Raw genomic sequence first — 17490 nt, forward strand, 5'->3', positions numbered from 1 at the left:
GACGAGGCGGGCCGGTCCGAGTTCGGCCGCCGCCATGGCATTGTCGAAATTCCGCAGAGCGGCGCCCGACAGCGGGGGAAAGGCCGGTTCGTGGCAAGCCACCAGGGTCCGCCTCGGTCTGCCGGATGCCGGAAGCGATGGCGCCGGGGGCCTTGCCGGGGCCAGCCGCGCCAGGCGGATGCGGGCGCGGTATTGCCATGCCTTCCGGGCTCGGCCCAACGCCTCGTGCGCGCGCACGGCCCGCATCATGCCGCCCGCGTCGGCAACCATCCTGTGCTTGATCAGCTGGCGCGCGATCCGCTGGGCGATCCAGGCCTTTCGCCACTGCAGCGCCTGCCGGTCGACGCCGTGAGCCGCGAGCCGGTTCAGCGCCAGCGCTACGGCAAGGAACGTCGCGCGCGGCGCCGTGGTGAAGCGCCGCGTCATCCTGGTTTCGTCGAGATGATAGAGGAGCACCGGCGCCGCGATGCTGATGACGTCGGCGCGCGCCAGAACGGCTGTCCAGAAGCACGTGTCCTCGTCGAGGCCGATCGCCTCCGGAAAGCGGATGCCGGCCGTCGCCGCTCGCGCCACCAGCGCGCTTCCCATGGCGATCGGCCACAGCTCGTTGCGGAGGTAGCGACGGGTATTCTCGGTCCTGTCGCTGCCGTAGTGCGGTGTCTTCATCTTGTCCGGTCGCCCCGCCGTGCGCCGGATGCTGGCCCCGACCGCGAGGCCTGCTTTCGGATGGCGCTCGAACGCCTCACGCAGTTGCGTCAGGCCGCCCTCGATCACCTCGTCATCGGCGTCGAGGAAGAACAGGAACCGGCCGCATGCGCGCGCCATGCCGGCATTGCGCGCGGCGCCCGCCCCGCCGAAGCGCCCGGCCACGACCTCCAGCGGCAAGCCGTGCCGCACCGCGCTTTCGGCCGCGACAATCGCCGTCCGATCGTCGCAACCATCGTCGACGAGCAGGACCTCGCGGATCAGCGCGCTGTCGGGGGCAAGACTGCCCAGCGCGGCATCGATCGTCGCGGCGGCGTTCTTCGCCGGAATGACGACCGTGATATCAGCGGCTGCTTCCCTGCTCATTGCCGCTCGAAGAAGCCGCGCTTCAGCATGTGGTCGTAATAGTGCTTGAATGGCGAGACCTGGCGCAGCGACAGGCTGGCAAGGCTCTCGATCGGCTGCGGCTCGACATCGAAGGGCGACTGGCCCTCCAGCCAGCTATAGGATGAGCCGTCCCTCAGCACGGAGGGGCTGGCGACGATATAGCCGCCAAGCGCCTTGAGGTGACCGATCCTGCGTATGCCGCAATAGAGGCTCGACGACACCATCGGCTCGCTTGTCCGCAGATAGACATGGAAGCCGCTCGGCGATCTTGCCACCGGTGTGCGGCTTGCCACGGCATCATGGCGGCGGCGCCAGCTCAGGTAGGCGGCAATGTCGTCGAAATCCAGGATCAACAGATTGGCCAGACCCGCAAGCAGGCCGACATTGCCGGAGAAGTCGCCAAACCAGCGTCCGACATCGTCGGCACTTGGCGGTTTCTGCGACAGCTGAAAGCTTATCGAACAGAAGGCAAGCTCTTTCAGATCCTTGCGCTGGCTGGGCAGATGCAAGGGGTCATAGCCCATCGCCGCGAGGTCGAGATGCTTGCCGCCGGCACGAAGCGGCAGGCAGACATAGCCCTGCGTCAGCAGGCGGACTGCGTAGTCGGTCAGTATTCGGGGCTGCATCCGACAAATGTTCCGCGACCATGAAATTCCCTGCCCAATCTCTTTAGCCGAACAGCCCGTTCGTCAAGCATTGGCGCATTCGCTGCCGCCTGGCTGCTTTCCGCTTCCGGTCCCTTCACGCGATTGTGCAGGCATCTCGATCGGGGGCGACCGCGTTCAGTCCGCCGTCTATGGCTGTCGGGTGGACCGGGCGAGAACCCAACTTCAAATGTTCTTGATAGATTTCCAGTGGTTCAGGCGCTCGGCGATCAATTCCACGCGCCGCTGATTGTCGTTTCCGTCCAGGATGGTCAGGTCCTCCGGATCGGCGCGCAGATAGACGCCGGAGGTTCGTGCATTCACCTCTGAGTTCGTATCCGAACGCGTCGTGAAGTACCCGGATGCGCGATCGGCGGACTCAAGCTTTATCTCGCCCGTCCCGTAGAGCTGCGGCGCGTTTGCGTCGAGGGGCCGTTCGCCGTTCCAATAGTAGAAGATGCCGACAGACTCTCCCTTCTCCTTCGTCGCCTCGCTCCAGTATCTGGCTGACAGGCTGCCATTCTCCTGCCATGAGCGGCCGTTCAGCTCCAGCGCGCCATTGCGGTCCCGCGAAACTTTGAGCAGACTGACGGCGGAAGGCTCCCTCGCTGTGCGCTCCGTCAGGGAAAATTGCCACCAGAATCCCTCGATACGGGCGACGCGTCCCTCATTTTCGATGGCGTTCCGCAGTTTTTGGTTGATCGCCCGCGTCTCGGCGGCGCTCGTTGCCTCGCCATAGCGGACCGACGTCAGGCCGAGCAGATCGCTGGGCAGCTTGGCGCCATTGGCATGCAGGATGAATGTCCGCCGCATCCCCAGCACCCCGCCGAACAGCCCGGCCTCGAACACCACATTGTCCCGCGGCGAAGCCTGGGCGGGAACAGTGGCGGTCGATTCCGGCTGGCCCGCGCTCGTCCAGTCGTCCTGAGCGAACACGAACGCGGCGAAGTCGACCTCGCGCGTCAGCTCGAGGAGGCGTCCCAGCGTTGTCGTTCCGGGATTGAAAACCGTCGTCCACGGCTCGACATGGGCGATGTCCTCGAGGCCGCGCGTCAGCGCCTGCAACAGCTTCTTCTGCTTCCCCGACGAACCGAGGAAAATTCGAGGTTTGGCCATTCCGTTCCCTCCGGCGCAACGAACACTCACCATAGCGTAGGCGGATGACCTATCTCATTGCAACGACGGCAGTGCGATGACGTGTTGCCGCTATCTCTCTGTCCGGTGCTGGAAAAACTGCAGGAACAGCTCCCGCTCGGTGGTGATGTCGAGCTTCTCATAGATCCGCCGGCGATGGTTCTTGACGGTGCCGACGGTGATACCGAGGCGCTCGGCGATGTTGGCCGTCGGATGCCCGGCCAGCACCAGCTGGACCAGCTCTCTTTCGCGCCGCGACAGTTCCGGCCAGAGGCTCGCCGGGACAGTCGGTTTCTGCTGCGGCGAGGCACCGGGGCTTGTCGGGGTCGATGTCCGGGAAAACGCGCTGCCGCGCGCCTTGATGTCGAGCGCATGCAGTGCCTCGAAAACCGGCAGCCGCTCGACGAGCAGCGCGATCTCGCTGTCCCTGAACGACGCGGTCGAGCGATCGAGGAAGATGCCGAGGCACCAGTCGCCGCCGTCGGCCAGCATGATGCCGACCTCGTCGCAGATCTCCGACTGCGCCAGGAAACCGGCTATGTATTGCCCGCGCTTGGCCTTGTCGTCGGCGAAATGCTTCAGAGGCAGGATGCCTAGCCGGCGCTCCTGCCGCCAGGAGGCATAGAAGGGGTCGAAGATGTAGTAGCTGGCGAGATAGCGTCGCACCATCTCGTCCGAAAAGCGCCGATGCTTGACGAATTCGGGTGTCGTCGTCGCCGAATAGCGGGTGACCGTGACCAGGTCATGCGCGATGTCGGCGCCGATCAGGTCGATCAGGCAGTCGACGTGCCGGTCCGTGCCGGTGGCGGCGATCGCCCTGGCCAGCGGCGCCCAGATAGTGCCCATGCGCATGCCCTTTTCTCGGCGAACCCGGCCCAAGCGTCATTGTGTCTTTAGGCATATGGCGCGATCGGGCCGATCGAATCTAGCCTGCGGTCATTCTCGGCAAGGGAAAGCGACCCGTGGACCAGATCACCACCAATCCAATCGTCATCGGCATCGACGCCGGCGGCACCATGACCGACACGATCCTTGTCGATCAGGACGGTCACTTCAAGATCGGCAAGTCGGCGACCACGCCGAAGAACGAGGCCGAGGGCTTCCTCGCCTCGGCAGAGGACGCGGCCGATGCCTGGGGCATCTCGCTGCAGGACCTGTTTTCGGGCGTCAACGTGGTGCTCTACTCCGGCACCGGCATGCTCAACACGCTGTTGTCGCGCACCGGCCGCAAGCTCGGCCTGATCACCACAAAGGGCCTCGAGGACATGATCCTGATGGGCCGCGGCCTGCAGGCCTGGGCGGACTATTCCTATGCCGACCGCCTGCATGCGGTCACCCACCATCATCCCGATCCGCTGGTGCCGCGCCGCCGCACCCATGGCGTGACAGAACGCATCGACCAGTTCGGCGACGTCATCCTGCCGCTCTACGAGCACGAGGCGCACGCGGCGGCCAAGAAGCTGATCGCCGACAAGGTCGAGGCGATCTGCATCATGACCGTCTTCTCGCACGTCAATCCGGCGCATGAGAAGCGCATCGCCGAAATCTGCCGCGAGGAAATCGCCGCCGCCGGCGCCGACATCCTCGTCTACACCAGCCATCAGGTGCGTCCGGTCATCCGCGAGCAGTCGCGGCTGAACTCGGTGCTGATCGAGGCCTACGCCACCTCGCGCGGCCGTAGGCAGCTCAAGGGCATCGAGGACGTCTCCAAGAAATACGGCTTCAAATACGGCGTGCAGACGCTGCTCTCTTTCGGCGGCCTGACCTCGATCAACCATCCTCGCCTGCACGAGACCATGATCTCCGGGCCGATCGGCGGCATCCTGGGTGCTGCCTATGTCGGCAAGCTGATCGGCAACGACTCGCTGATCTGCTCGGACATGGGCGGCACCTCCTTCGACATGGGCGTCATCACGCGCGGCCAGACGCGGATCGAGAACGAGCCGCTGATGGACCGTTTCAAGCTCAACGTGCCGACGCTGCATCTCGACACGATCGGCGCCGGCGCCGGCATGATCCTCAAGGTCGATCCGCTCACCCGCAAGGTTTCGCTCGGACCGGAAAGCGCCGGCTCCGATCCCGGACCGATCTGCTTCGCCAAGGGCGGCACCGAGCCGACCATCGCCGACTGCGACGCCATTCTGGGCCGGTTGAACCCGCATTACTTCCTCGGCGGCAAGGTCGTGCTGCAGGTCGAGAAGGCGCGGAAGGCCTTTGAGGAGAAATGCGCGCGGGTGCTCGGCGTCGGCGTCGAGGAAGCCGCCGAAGGCATGATCGAGATGCTCGAGGCCGACGCCAACAACGCGCTGCGCCGCGTCATCTCCGGACAAGGCATCCATCCGTCGGAGTTCACGCTTCTGTCCTATGGCGGCTCTGGGCCGCTGCATCTGGCCGGCTGCTCCAGGGGCATCGGCTTCAAGGACATCATCACCTTCCAGTTCGCCGCAGCCTTCTCGGCCTTCGGCTGCACCACCGCCGACTTCATGCGCCGCCATTCGGTGTCGACGCAGATCGACATCGGCGCGCGCGCCAGCGACGACGAGCTGCAGGCCTTCGGCGCCAAGGTCACGGCCGTCTGGAACGATCTGACCAGGGCGGCGGTCGACGAAATGGTTGCCGACGGCCATGCGCTGGACAAGGTCAGGACCGTGCCGTTCCTGATGATGCGCTACACCGGCCAGCTCGAGGATGTCGAGGTGATGGCGCCGCTGTCGGCAATCGCTTCGGCCGACGACATGCGCAGGGTCATCGCCGAGTTCGAGGCGGTCTACGCCAAGGTCAACCACCGCGTCTCGCGCTATGGCGAAGCTGGCTTCTCGATCACCGAGCTCGGGCTGACCGCCACCGCCGACAAGGTCAAACCGATGCTGGTCAAGCGGCCGCTCGGCAAGCCGGATCCGGCTTCTGCCCATAAGGGCGTGCGCGAAGCCTATATCGGCGGCCGCTGGCACAAGGCCAATCTCTACGAGATGGACTTGCTGCAGCCCGGCCACGAAGTCATCGGCCCGGCCATCATCGAACATCCGGCGACGACGCTCGTCGTCCACCCGCAGGACCGCGTCTTCGTCGATGAATGGACGCTGCTCCACTACTCCCACGCTTGAGAAGGGCGAACGCCATGCTGGACAAACCCGCCTCCGCGCTCCGCATCCGCGAGCGGCTGATCGAATCCGAAAGGCTGATGGAAGAGACCGGCTGCTATGACGGCATCACCGAGCTCGAGCTGCGCAACCAGGACCCGCTGAAGTTCGAGACGCTGCACACCAAGCTGCGCGCCTACTGCGTGTCGGCGCGCGAGATGGCCCGCCGCATCTCGGCCTCGCCCGGCGTGCGCGAGGTCGGCGAGATGGTCGTCGCCATCTACACGCCGGAAGGCGACGCGATCGCGCTCTCCAACGGCATCATGGTGCATGTCCACACGATGAGCCGCTTCATCAAATGGATGATCCGCAGCGGCTACGAGGAGAACCCGCAGATCCGCGACGGCGACATCTTCGCCAACAACGACGCCTTCATCGGCACCGTGCAGGTGCCGGACGTGATGGACGTGGTGCCGATCGTCCATTCCGGCAAGCTCGTTGGCTGGGCCGGCGCCGTCTGCCACGAGTTGGAGGCCGGCGGCATCACGCCCGGCGGGGACGTGGCGCTGGCGCAGGAGCGCTTCACCGAAGGCCTGTTCGTCTGCGCCGAGAAGGTCGGCGAGAACGACGAGCTCAGGCGCGACTACGTCATCCGCTGCGAACGCAATCTCAGAATGCCGATCTACTGGGTGCTGGACGAGAAGGCCAAGGTCGCCTCCTGCATCGACATGCGCGAGAGCGTCAAGGCGCTGATCGACGAGATCGGCCTCGACTACTGGATGCAGGTGTCGAAGGAGTTCATCGAGGAGGGCCGCCGAGCCCAGCTCGCCCGCACCCGCCAGCTCACCGTGCCCGGCATCTATCGCGGCCACACCTTCTACGGCCATGTCACCGCCGGCAAGCCGGGCTATCAGCCGCTCGGCGATCCCGATTGGCTCTACAACATGCCGATCGAGATGGAGATCACCACCGACGGCAAGATCATCATGGACTTCGAGGGCACCCAGCCCTGGGGCTATCATTCGATGAACTGCACGCCGGCCGGCATGGATGGCGGCATGTTCGTGACCCTGACCCAGCACATGAATTTCGAGGGTCTCGTCAATGACGGCGCCTGGATGGCGACGGAGCTGAAGCTGCCGCACGGCACCTGGACCAATCCGGACAACGAGATGGTGGCGACCGCCACCTCCTGGGCGCTGCTGCTGCCCGCCTATGGCGTCTTCCAGCGGCTCTTGTCGCGCTCCTTCATCGCCCGCGGCTTCGTCGAGGAGGCTTTCGTCGGCCAGGTCAACAGCCCGATGATCGAGATGGGCGGCCAGAGCCAGTACGGTACGCTGTTCGGCATGGCGCATTTCGAATGCGCCGCCGCCGGCTCCGGCGCACTTGCCATCAAGGACGGTCTCGACACCGCCTATGTCGGCTGGAACCCGGAATCCGACATGGGCAATATCGAGATCTGGGAACAGAACATGCCGATGCTCTATATCGGCCGCTCCATCGTTCCCAATTCCGGCGGCGCCGGCAAATATCGCGGCGGCTGTTCCTTCCTGTCGACCTGGCTGGTTTCGAAGACCGACCATTTGCGGCTGGTCACCTCCGAGCACTCCTCGCGCGTCTTCGACAATGGCGGCCTGTGCGGCGGCTATCCGGCGCCGACCTGCCAGAAACATCGCGCGGTGCGCGACACCAACATCTTCGAGCTTGCCGAAAAAGGCGCGCCGCTGGCGCACCACACCGGCACCAATCCGTATCGCTCGGAACTGGAGGTGCGGCTCGAAGGCCAGCATGTGACGATGGAAGGGCCATACATCACCGCGCCGCACAAGACCGGCGACGTCTTTACCCATTCCTACAATGGCGGCGGCGGTTACGGCGACGTGCTGGAGCGTGATCCGCTCAAGACCGCCTGGGACGTCGAGAACGGTTTTCTCACCAGGGAAGCGGCCGAAGGCATCTTCGGCATCGTGCTCGACGAGGACGGGGAGGGCTTCCCGGTCGCCAATATCGAAGCCACCAAGCGCCACCGCGCCGAGATGCGGGCCAAGCGGCTGGCGCGCGCCAAGCCCGTTTCCGAGTGGATGGCCAAGGAGCGCGAGCGGGTAAAGGCCGCCGATTTCGCGCCCGAGGTGAAGAAGATGTATGCCAGCGCGATCAAGCTTTCCGCGCGCTTCACCAGGGATTTTTCGACCTTCTGGGATGTCGATGCCCAATCGACCTTCGGCGTGGAGTAGGGGACATGACCTCATACAGCAAGGAAGTCATCGCCGATCTGGTAGCCGGCACGCTGCCCTGGCCGCAGACGCGTCGCATCATGAGCGCCTACAAGGACGACGACCGCTTCTTCAAGTATGTCGCGGTGCTGCAGGATCGCGTCGGCTGGAAGGATCCGATCCTGCTGCCGGTCGGCGACCACCTCTTCATCTGCCAGAGCGGTGGCGAGCGGGTGACGAAATGCGAATGCGGCCATTCCTTCGGCGACTACCGCCGGAACTGGAAGCTGAAGGCCGCGATCATCGTGCGCGATACAGAGGAGACGCTGCGCGAAATCTATCCGAACAGCGACCTACCGGATCCCGAATGGATGGAGATCCGGGAATTCATCTGCTCCGAATGCGGCACGCTGCATGAGGTCGAGGCGGCGGCGCCCGGCTATCCGATCGTGCATGATTTCGAGCCGGACCTCGAAGGCTTCTATCGCGACTGGCTGGGCAAGCCGCTGGAGCCGTCAAGCAAGGGAGGTTGATGGCGATGGGCGGGGAGGTTATGCAGCCGTCTGATCCCGGAGGTGCTCGATGACCAATCTGTCCGGCCGCAGCGCGATCGTCACCGGCGGTTTTTCCGGCATGGGTTTCGCCATCGCCGCCGCGCTCGTCCAGGCCGGGGCAAGCGTCGCCGTCGGCTCTTACGTGGCCGCTCCAGACGCGGGCGGGACCGATGCCGCCTACTATCCCGGCGCCGAAGAGATAGAACGCATCCGCTCGGCGCTGGCCGCGCATGGCACCAGGGTGCACGCCGCGCATCTCGACGTGCGCGACACCGATCTCACCAACCGTTTCGTTGCCGAGGCGCAAGCCGCGCTCGGGCCGATCGATATCCTCGTCAACGCTGCCGGCACCACCGCCGAGCAGCCGGTCTGCGGTCATTCCGACGCGCTCTGGGACAAGATCGTCGACACCAACCTGACTGGCGCCTTCCGCGTCACTCGCGCCGTGCTGCCCGCCATGATCGAGCGCGGCTGGGGCCGCATCGTCAACATCGGTTCCACCGCCGCCACCGTCGGCTGGAAGGACAATCCCGCCTACTGCGCCTCCAAGGCCGGCCTGCTCGGCCTCACCCGTTGCGTCGCGCTGGAAGGCGCGCCGCACGGCGTCACCTGCGTCATGATCAGCCCCACCTGGGTCGAGACCGAGCTGATGCGCCGCAACGTCGCCCAGGTGGTGGCGCGCGAAGGCAAGGGCCGCAGCGTCGAGGAGGCGATGGACGAACTCAGGAAGGGCAATCCCCAGGGCCGCATGTTGCAGCCGCAGGAGATCGCCGCGCTCGCGGTGTTCCTGTGCTCGGACGCTGCCAGGGGCATCACCATGGAAAACATCCAGATCACCGGCGGCGCCTTGTGGTAGCGCCGGCGCGCGGGGGTGGCCGGCAGCGCCTCGACACGCGCCGTCGCCGCATTCGCGCCATGCGTTTGTGCCATATGGCTTTGCAGGCGCTCATTTGTCCGCGACAACATTTGTCGTTGAGTGCCGCACGATAGGACGGTAAGTTATATTGCACTGCACAATGGAAGCCCGGATGGGAATGTCCCGGGGCTTCGCACCGGCCTTTGACAGCCCGCTCCCAAGGGCTCAGCGAAAGAGATATCCGGTAGGGATATGAAGATTCCAAAATCCTTGTTGATCGATCCGGACAGGAATGCCGTCTACGGCGCCTTTGCCGTTGCCATCTCGGTCATCGCCTTCGCCTATTCCACGAATTTCGGCAAGGTTCTCATCCTCGCCTATTATGCGGTCTGGCTGCCGCTGATCCTGGTCGACTACCGGCGGTTCCTGCGGCATCTCTCCGACGCCTGGCTGCCGCTGCTGTTCGCCACCTATATCTGCTTCTCGGTGTTCTGGTCGCATGCGCCCGGCACAACGGCGCGGGCGGCGCTGCAGTATTTCTCGCACATATTGTGCGCCTATGTCGCCGCGCGCACGGTCAGTGTCCGCACGCTGGTGGTCGGCTCGCTGATCGGCATCTTCCTCGTGCTGCTCTATTCGCTGCGCGTCGGCGGCTACGCGCTCGACACCATCGACGGGACCACCAATTTCGTCGGCGCCTTCGGCTCCAAGAACCAGGTCGGCTTCTTCGCCTCGCTCGGCCTCTATTTCTGCTTTGTCTTTGCCATCTTCTACCGGCGCGGCTGGCAGAGCCTGGTGTGGACGGCGCCGATCGGCCTGCTGTCCCTCTATATGCTGGCGATCGCCCATTCCGCCACCTCGGTGGCGTCGCTGCCGGCGGCCGTGGGCGTCGTCCTGCTGCTCGGCGTGAGCAAGGTCCTGTCGCGCCGCTATCGGCGGGTGCTGTTCACGGTCGGCACCTGCGCGCTGGTCGGCGCGGTCATGGCTGCGCTCAATCTCGGCCTGCTCGACTTCGTGCTCGGCCTCTTCGGCAAGGATTCGACGCTTACCGGGCGCACCTATCTGTGGGAGCAGGGCTGGGAGGCCGCGCAGCAATTCCCGATTCTCGGCTATGGCTACGCCGCCTACTGGGTGCAGGGCTTCGCCGAGGCCGAGCGGCTGTGGGCCGAGTTCTACATCACCACCCGCACCGGCTTCCACTTCCACAACACCTATATCGAGACGCTGGTCGAGCTTGGCTTCGTCGGGGTGACGCTCATTGCCCTGGTCATCCTGCGGTCCTTCTGGGGACACGTTTCGTCGGTGATCTTCCGCGACTGGCGCGTCGATTCGGTCGTGCTTGCCGGCGCGGTGGGCCTGATGCTGCTCCGCTCCTTCTTCGAGGTCGAGATCCTCGGCCCGTATTTCACGGCCTCGTTCGTCGTCTATTACGGCCTGTTCAAGTTGCGCCCGGCGCCCGTGGCGGCGCGGCCGCAGCGCGCGCGCGTCGCTATCCAGGAAGCGAAGCCCGCAAGCGGCTGAGCGCCTGCTATCATTCAGAAAAACTCAGGCGATGGCGCGCGAGCGCTGGGTCAGCCGCTGCAAGAAGCGCCGCACCGGCTCGTCATAGATGCGTGTCGCGACGTCGGCGATGACGATCACGGCGCCCGCCATGGCGATGCCGAACCAGGGATGGTTGGCGAACGGATCGATGGAGACGGCCTTGCCCCCTCCCGCGATGATCATCAGCATCGGCGTATGGATGATGTAGATCGGGTAGGAGATCCGCCCGAGCCAGCCAAACAGCTTCGCCAGGCCGGGCCGGGTGGGCGCCGCCGCTCCGACCGTCACCATGACCGGGAACAGCAGCACCACGCAGATCAGATCATAGGCAGCGCGCGCGCCGCCGCCGGCCGGCGCTATGGCGAAGATCACCAGCGTCAGAAGCAGCGCCATCTCGGCCCAGTAGCCGCGCTGCAGGAAGCCGAGGCCTCCCTGCGCCATCGACCGGCACATCAGCACACCCAGGAAGAACGAGAAGGCGACGCGCGGCAGGCCGCTGGCGATGGTCGCGCCGGTCATGCCGAAATCGAGCGTGCCGGAAAACACCGCGGCGACGATCAACAGCGCGAGGCTGCCGGCGACGAGCGCCGAGAGCACACGCTTCGACAGGGCGAAGAACAGGAGCACATAGGCGATGTTCACCAGCAGCTCGAAGAACAGCGACCACGAGGCCGGATTGAGCGGGAAGATCGTGTGATAGGCATTGCCGACCAGCGGGATGAACAGCATGCCCGTCGTCAGCATCATGGCGATGTCGGACATCGGCATGTAGTCGCCGGGCATCAGCGTGTTCTTGATCAGCAGGTAGAAGGCGCCGAGCAAGGTGCCGGCGAGGTAGAGCGGATAGAGCCGGATCAGCCGCACCAGCAGGAAGGATCCGAATCCCATCCCCGCCTCGATCTTCCGGTCATAGGCGTGGGCGATAACGAAGCCGCTGAGCAGGAAGAACAGGTCGACCGCCAGGTAGCTCGACGGCAGCACCTTGCCGTCGGCGATGAACGGCGAAAAGTGGTAGAGCATCACGCTGATCGCGGCCACACCGCGCAACGCGTCGAGATTGAGGTAGACGTGACGGGTTGCCGGCTGCATTCGTGGCCTTCATCAGCGGATCGCTGCGCGACTTCTTCGGCGGCTCTCCTGCGCCCGCCGGGCGGCACTCGATGCTCCCATTTTCAACTCTTGCCGGCGCCCCACTCGTCCGGCCTGCCGACCACCCGAGCCGCGTCGCGCCTCAGGTGTTGTTCCTGTGCATCTCGTTGTCCCAAAAGCGCTGCGCGCTTTTGGGCGGCATGCATTACTGGCTGGTCATCGGCGCCAGCTTCACCTTGATCACGTCTCCAGGCAGCACCGGGGTCTCCTCGGTCGCCGCGATCTCGCTCGTCTTGCCGTCGACCACCCGAACCAGCACATATTGAAGCGCGGGCTGATCGCTGTTGGTCATGGCCGCCTGCGTCGCGGGGTCCGAGGCCACGGTCATCAGGCCCTTTTGCATGCCGACCCTGAGTTCTGCTTCCTTCAGGTCGGTTTCGACCTGCTGCCGGTCGGAAGCGAGGCTCGATCTCAGCGTGTTTTCGGCGTCGGTGGCGTCCTGCGTCGCCTTGCTCATCGACTGCTTGGCAGTGAGGATCGCCGTCTCGTAGTCCAGGATCTGCCCCTGCAGGTCGGCGATGGTCTGTTCCGAATTCAGCACCCGCGTCTGCACGACGAGGCCCTTCTGCGCCAGCGCGCCGACGCTGTCGAGCTGCTCCTTGGCGAGGTCCACCTGGCGTTGCTGGTTGACGATCTTCTTCTGCAGCGACTCGATCTCGTTCTGCAGAAGGTTCTTCAGATCGTCCAGCGCCTGCAGCTTCAGCTTGAGCTTCTTCTGGTCGGAGGTCAGCACCGCCATCTCGTCGGCGACGATCGTCGCCACCTTCGGATCGTCGGCGACTTCCTTCGGCGCCTCGAATGTCGTCTTGTCGGCGAGCTCGGCGTCGATGCGGGCGCGCCTGACGACGAGCCGAAGCCGCTGGTCGTCGTAGATGTCGAAATTGCCCTTGGCGGTGATCAGGTCGCGATCCTGCTGCGGGCCATTTTCCGCGTTGCGGCGGATGCCGCCGGCGACGCTGATCGCCTTCAATACGGTCAGTTCCGGCACGTACGGGAATTGCCCGGGGCTCTGCACCTCTCCGGAAATGTAGAACGGCCGGAACTGGACCATTTCCACCGAGGCTTCCGGCTTGTCCGAAAGCGCAAGCTTACGCTGCAGCGTCTCGCTGATCGCCGCGGCGATTTCGGCGGTGGTCTTGCCGGCGGCCGGCAATTCTCCCGCGAACGGCACCGACAGGGTTCCGGCGGGGCCGACCGAATACTCTCCGTTGATGGCCGACCAGTCGCGGAAGGTGCCCTCCACGGTCTGCCATTCGGCGATGCGGATGTTGAGCTTGTCCTGCGGTCCAAGCTGGTAGTCGCCGGCGATCGCCGGGACGGCAAGCAGAAGCGCAAGGCCGGCGACAGCAAGCCGCGCCGGCATCATGGGGCGCGACAGACGGCTGTCGCGAAGGAGTCCGAATATGTCTGTTTTCAACTGAACGTTTCCGATCCGCTTGCCCCATCGCCCGATGAGCTTGCTGCCGGACGCCCGATCCGATGCGAAACGGCGTCCCAATCGAAGGTGCCGCGCTCCTTGCGGAGCCCGGCTTTGCGGCTCAGTAGCTGCCGCGTGACATCCATACTGCAGGCACTGTCTTGAAGATGATGCGAATGTCCTCGAACAGCGACCAGTTCTCGACATAGTGCCGATCGAAGGCAACCCGGCTGTCATAGGACACGTCGTTGCGGCCGCTGACCTGCCACAGCCCGGTAAGTCCCGGACGCGACTTCAAATAGTAGACCGCCGCGCTGCCATAAATCTCCAGTTCGTCGCGCACGACCGGGCGCGGCCCGACCAGGCTCATGTCGCCCTGCAGGATGTTGATGATCTGCGGCAGTTCGTCGAGGCTGAGCTTCCTCAGCACCTGGCCGACACGCGTGACGCGAGGGTCGTTCTTCAGCTTGCGCGTCGCGATCCATTCGGCGTTGGCCTCCGGATTGGCAGCAAGATGCGCGGCCAGCACCCGCTCGCCGTCCTGGACCATGGTGCGGAACTTGAGGCAGGGGAAGATGCGGCCGCCGCGGCCGATGCGCTTGTGGCCATAGAAGATAGTCCCGCCGTCGGACAGCTTCACGAGCATCGCGACCATCAGGAACAGCGGGCTGAGAAGCACCAGCCCGGCCAATGAGCCGACGATGTCGAAACTGCGCTTAAGCAGGCCGCCGATCGGTGGCGGAAAATCAATGCCGGCATGCGAGAAACCCGCATCGGCCGGCTTGGCAATATCCCTCATGCCGCAACTCCATACGTTGAACGAATGGTTTACGGCACGATATCAAAAAAATGCTGCAGCGCAACACACAATTTCCCATCGCGATGAAATAGTCACGTCATGAATTGACTAAATAATAAACGTGCGCTGCCCAAAAATTCACCTTTATGGCACGTTTGTGACAAGATATGAGCAACACCAGGAAATGTAGTGCCTTTTTGAGGCCATTTTTGGGCGAATCGTTCCTTGTCGCAGAGGGGATCGCTTAAACTCACCTCCGAATCACTCGCATGGCCAAGTTATTCCAGTAAAATACTAATTAATATTGTAAATTCTACTGCAGCATAATCCGCTTTTCGCAATCGGCTGTGAAGCCTGCGTGTGCGACGCAGCATGGCAGAGTCGAAGCCGAAAACCCATTCGAAATTATTTGCCGTTGGCCTTGCCCGCGCGTCCCCGCCTTAATAGAGTCGCAAAATGTTCCTGTTAGAGTTTGGATAGGTTGGGAAGGCCGGAAGCAACCGGTCGAAAGCGAGCAGCAGGAATAGCTCGCGTGGCGCATGGGGAGATACTCGGGTGGGTAAGTCGTCACTTTTGCATGCTCGCGTCGGTTGATGGATCGACGGAGATGTCACTGCCAAAATTCATCTTCGGGATGCTGTTCGCCCTCGCGATCGTGATCTCGTGGTCCTATTTCGAAGGCGCCTCGCTCGGCACGATCGTGCTGCGCACCGTGATCTGCGCCGCCATTATTCAGGCCGGCTATTTTGTGCTGGTCTTTCTCATGGTTGCCAGGAGCGCGCCGACCACGGCCGACAGGATGCGCGAGGCTGAAAGAAGCCTGGGCGCGCCGAAGGCTGCCGAAGGCGAGAAGTTCAGCGCCAGGCGCAGCATCCGCTAGAACAATTTCAGGATAATTGCGTAGCGAGTAGAGCGGGCCGGCGATTCTATGAAACGCTGAACCGCCCTAATGCGGCGTCCCGCAGCAACGGCCGACCGAGCGCCCTCAGCCGGCGTCGGCTACCTCTCGTTCCGCTTGCTCGCCGGACAGCATCCTGGACAGCCGGCTGCCGGATTTCGCCTTCAAGCGCTGATACTGCCCGACCTCGACGATGTGGCCGTTCTCAATGGCCACGACCCAATCGGCGAAAGCGATCATCGAAGGCCGGTGCGCAATGGTCAGGATCGTCATCGTGCCGCGCAGCCCGTCGATCGATTTGGCGATCAGCGATTGATTCTGCCAGTCGAGGGCGCTGGTCGCCTCGTCGAGGATGAGCAGCGACGGCTTGCGCAGCAATGCCCGCGCCAGCGCGATTCGCTGGCGCTCGCCGCCGGAGAGCCTGATGCCGCGGTCGCCGACCACGGTGTCCAGGCGCTGCTCCAGCCGTTCGACGAAATCGGCGGCATGCGCCGAGCGCAGCGCTGCCCACAGCTCCGCGTCGCTGGCTTGCGGCGCGGCGAGCCGGAGGTTCGCCGCGATCGTATCGTGCAGCAGGAACACGTCCTGCGGCACATAGGCCACCTGGTCGCGCCAAAGCCTGCGGTTTCCGGGCCCGATCTCGACACCGTCGGCGAGGATGTTGCCTTGCGTCGGTTCGAGCAGGCCAAGCAGCATGTCGGCGATCGTGCTCTTGCCCGACCCCGAGGGGCCGATCAGCGCGGTGACCTTGCCGGCGGGAAGGCCGAAGGTGATGCCGCTGACGACCGCCTTGCCCTCCACGGCATCGGCAAGGCCGCCATAGGCGAGCGAGACATCGCGTATGTTGAGCCCGACATCGAGGCTGAGCCTCGCGCCTTGCGTGCCCTGGCTTCCCGCCGGCTCGCGCTCGGCGTCGAAGCGCGTCTGCAGGCCTTGCATCGAGGCGTAGGCCGGCAGGTTGATCAGCAACTGCTGCGCCTGCGTCTGCATGTCCATGAAGCGCGGGGCGATGCGCATGAAGACCAGCAGCAGCACGACTATCTCGGCCAGCGAGAGGTGGAAGCGGGTGAGCGCGATGTAGATGAACAGGCTGAGGCCGATGACGCTCGCCACCTGGAACAAAGCGGTGCCGATCGTGCTGTTGCGCACGTAGTTGAGGTTGTCGGCCTTCATCTTCTCCAGCGTCGCGCGCAGCTGCGCGAAGTAGCTCGCCTCGACATTCAGGCTCTTGGCCACCTTGATGCCGCCGAGGAACTCCGAGACCGTGCGGTACTGGTCCTGGCGATTGGCCGTGAGCACGCGGCCATAGGCCGTCGCGCGCGAGCGGAAGGGCCGCAGCGCCACGAACATCAGCACGCCGATGACGATGGCGAACGAGGTCATCACCGGCGAGATGAACAGCGACACCACCAGATAACCGGCCAGCAGCACGGCGGTCTGCGCCAGCATCAGCAGCGAGAAGGCGGCGGCCTGCACGCGGTCGATGTCGCCAGTCAGCGCGTGGTCGAGATCGGAGCTGCGCGTGCGCGCGAAGATGCCCCAGCGCGCCCTGCCGATGGCCTCGAACAGATCCATGCGCAGTCGGTTGACGAAGTCGTAGAGCAGCCGCGCCATGTAAACGGACTTGAAGCGGTTGAAGCCCGCCTGCAGCGCGACGAGGCCGACGAGCAGGCAAAGCACCGTCGCCAGCCCAAGCGTCCCGCCAGGCGCCAGCCAGTGCAGCAACGCATTGTCGGGCAGCCTGATGGCGAAATCCTGGTCGGATTTGCCGATCAGATGCAGCAGCGGGATGAGCAGCAGGATCGAGACGCCTTCGGTCAGGCTGCCGAGGACGAGGAAGGCCAGCGCGATCCATGTCCGCCGCCGGCCGATGCGGGCCATGGCGGCGCCGAAGCCGGCGGTATCCCGAAACAGCGACAGGCGAAGGATCGAAGCCATGGCCCGCCTCACCGAGCCTCGTCGCCGACCGCCAGGTCGCGCTCGATCAGGGCGACGGCCTCGCCGATGCGCTCCAACCCGGTCGGCACTTCGAGGCGGTATACGCCGATCTGGCTGGCGAGCGCCGCGCATTGGCGCAGATGCGTGGCGCTCGCCAGCCAGATCGGCGTATAC

General features: G+C 64.5%; 14 protein-coding genes. 6 read left to right on the forward strand and 8 right to left on the reverse strand.

All coding sequences use genetic code 11. From position 1 onward, the window contains the following. The 4 genes from EN780_RS11260 to EN780_RS11275 all read right to left on the reverse strand — a co-directional run. Positions 1–1071 (reverse strand): glycosyltransferase family A protein (locus tag EN780_RS11260; protein ID WP_133372599.1); only part of this gene is annotated, 1071 nt, incomplete at its 3' end. After that, on the reverse strand, positions 1068–1718 hold the full coding sequence (locus tag EN780_RS11265) for a bifunctional DNA primase/polymerase (protein WP_128273734.1): 651 nt from the start codon (positions 1716–1718) through the stop codon (positions 1068–1070). The genes EN780_RS11265 and EN780_RS11260, both read right to left, overlap by 4 nt. Before the next feature lie 204 nt (positions 1719–1922). Beyond that, positions 1923–2852 carry a TIR domain-containing protein gene (locus EN780_RS11270; RefSeq protein ID WP_128273736.1) on the reverse strand — a complete coding sequence of 310 codons (930 nt, stop codon included), beginning with the start codon at positions 2850–2852 and terminating at the stop codon, positions 1923–1925. A 90-nt stretch (positions 2853–2942) separates the two neighbouring features. Then, positions 2943–3722 (reverse strand): helix-turn-helix transcriptional regulator, encoded by a 780-nt coding sequence (locus EN780_RS11275; RefSeq protein WP_128273738.1) that lies wholly within the window; start codon positions 3720–3722, stop codon positions 2943–2945. Between the two features lie 110 nt (positions 3723–3832). Between EN780_RS11275 and EN780_RS11280 the strand changes: the two genes are divergently transcribed. The 5 genes from EN780_RS11280 to EN780_RS11300 all read left to right on the forward strand — a co-directional run bounded on the left by EN780_RS11280 (position 3833) and on the right by EN780_RS11300 (position 11094). After that, positions 3833–5974, forward strand: coding sequence for a hydantoinase/oxoprolinase family protein (locus EN780_RS11280; protein WP_128273740.1), 2142 nt, complete (start codon positions 3833–3835; stop codon positions 5972–5974). A 14-nt stretch (positions 5975–5988) separates the two neighbouring features. Continuing rightward, positions 5989–8184: a hydantoinase B/oxoprolinase family protein gene (locus tag EN780_RS11285; RefSeq protein WP_128273742.1), complete on the forward strand. Its 2196-nt coding sequence runs from the start codon at positions 5989–5991 to the stop codon at positions 8182–8184. Between the two features lie 5 nt (positions 8185–8189). Further along, positions 8190–8696 (forward strand): acetone carboxylase subunit gamma, encoded by a 507-nt coding sequence (locus EN780_RS11290; protein ID WP_128273744.1) that lies wholly within the window; start codon positions 8190–8192, stop codon positions 8694–8696. 49 nt (positions 8697–8745) lie between these two features. Next, positions 8746–9573: an SDR family NAD(P)-dependent oxidoreductase gene (locus EN780_RS11295; protein WP_128273746.1), complete on the forward strand. Its 828-nt coding sequence runs from the start codon at positions 8746–8748 to the stop codon at positions 9571–9573. Between the two features lie 252 nt (positions 9574–9825). After that, positions 9826–11094: an O-antigen ligase gene (locus tag EN780_RS11300; RefSeq protein WP_128273748.1), complete on the forward strand. Its 1269-nt coding sequence runs from the start codon at positions 9826–9828 to the stop codon at positions 11092–11094. A gap of 24 nt (positions 11095–11118) precedes the next feature. Here EN780_RS11300 and EN780_RS11305 read toward each other — a convergent pair whose 3' ends face one another. The 3 genes from EN780_RS11305 to EN780_RS11315 form a co-directional block, all read right to left on the reverse strand. Beyond that, positions 11119–12204, reverse strand: a complete 1086-nt coding sequence (locus EN780_RS11305; RefSeq protein ID WP_128273750.1) for an acyltransferase — start codon at positions 12202–12204, stop codon at positions 11119–11121. A gap of 205 nt (positions 12205–12409) precedes the next feature. Continuing rightward, a complete protein-coding gene (locus EN780_RS11310; protein ID WP_127283227.1) occupies positions 12410–13630 on the reverse strand; it encodes a polysaccharide biosynthesis/export family protein in 1221 nt (406 codons plus the stop codon). Positions 13631–13802: 172 nt separating this feature from the next. Next, entirely contained in the window at positions 13803–14480 is a 678-nt protein-coding gene (locus EN780_RS11315; protein WP_127309729.1) for a sugar transferase, read from the reverse strand. A gap of 532 nt (positions 14481–15012) precedes the next feature. Between EN780_RS11315 and EN780_RS11320 the strand changes: the two genes are divergently transcribed. Then, on the forward strand, positions 15013–15360 hold the full coding sequence (locus tag EN780_RS11320; RefSeq protein ID WP_245499929.1) for an exopolysaccharide production repressor exox: 348 nt from the start codon (positions 15013–15015) through the stop codon (positions 15358–15360). A gap of 105 nt (positions 15361–15465) precedes the next feature. Here EN780_RS11320 and EN780_RS11325 read toward each other — a convergent pair whose 3' ends face one another. Then, positions 15466–17316, reverse strand: a complete 1851-nt coding sequence (locus tag EN780_RS11325) for an ABC transporter ATP-binding protein (protein ID WP_128273752.1) — start codon at positions 17314–17316, stop codon at positions 15466–15468. Positions 17317–17490 lie beyond the last annotated feature (174 nt).

The sequence above is a fragment of the Mesorhizobium sp. M4B.F.Ca.ET.089.01.1.1 genome (genome assembly GCF_004022605.1).
Taxonomy (GTDB): domain Bacteria; phylum Pseudomonadota; class Alphaproteobacteria; order Rhizobiales; family Rhizobiaceae; genus Mesorhizobium; species Mesorhizobium abyssinicae.

What these genes read in the sequence shown, in the direction of transcription:
- EN780_RS11310 (WP_127283227.1), bottom strand. Translation starts at nt 13,630, where the DNA reads ATGATGCCGGCGCGGCTTGCTGTCGCCGGCCTTGCGCTTCTGCTTGCC.
- EN780_RS11300 (WP_128273748.1), top strand. Translation starts at nt 9,826, where the DNA reads ATGAAGATTCCAAAATCCTTGTTGATCGATCCGGACAGGAATGCCGTC.
- EN780_RS11285 (WP_128273742.1), top strand. Translation starts at nt 5,989, where the DNA reads ATGCTGGACAAACCCGCCTCCGCGCTCCGCATCCGCGAGCGGCTGATC.
- EN780_RS11275 (WP_128273738.1), bottom strand. Translation starts at nt 3,722, where the DNA reads ATGCGCATGGGCACTATCTGGGCGCCGCTGGCCAGGGCGATCGCCGCC.
- EN780_RS11265 (WP_128273734.1), bottom strand. Translation starts at nt 1,718, where the DNA reads ATGCAGCCCCGAATACTGACCGACTACGCAGTCCGCCTGCTGACGCAG.
- EN780_RS11325 (WP_128273752.1), bottom strand. Translation starts at nt 17,316, where the DNA reads ATGGCTTCGATCCTTCGCCTGTCGCTGTTTCGGGATACCGCCGGCTTC.
- EN780_RS11290 (WP_128273744.1), top strand. Translation starts at nt 8,190, where the DNA reads ATGACCTCATACAGCAAGGAAGTCATCGCCGATCTGGTAGCCGGCACG.
- EN780_RS11295 (WP_128273746.1), top strand. Translation starts at nt 8,746, where the DNA reads ATGACCAATCTGTCCGGCCGCAGCGCGATCGTCACCGGCGGTTTTTCC.
- EN780_RS11270 (WP_128273736.1), bottom strand. Translation starts at nt 2,852, where the DNA reads ATGGCCAAACCTCGAATTTTCCTCGGTTCGTCGGGGAAGCAGAAGAAG.
- EN780_RS11305 (WP_128273750.1), bottom strand. Translation starts at nt 12,204, where the DNA reads ATGCAGCCGGCAACCCGTCACGTCTACCTCAATCTCGACGCGTTGCGC.
- EN780_RS11315 (WP_127309729.1), bottom strand. Translation starts at nt 14,480, where the DNA reads ATGAGGGATATTGCCAAGCCGGCCGATGCGGGTTTCTCGCATGCCGGC.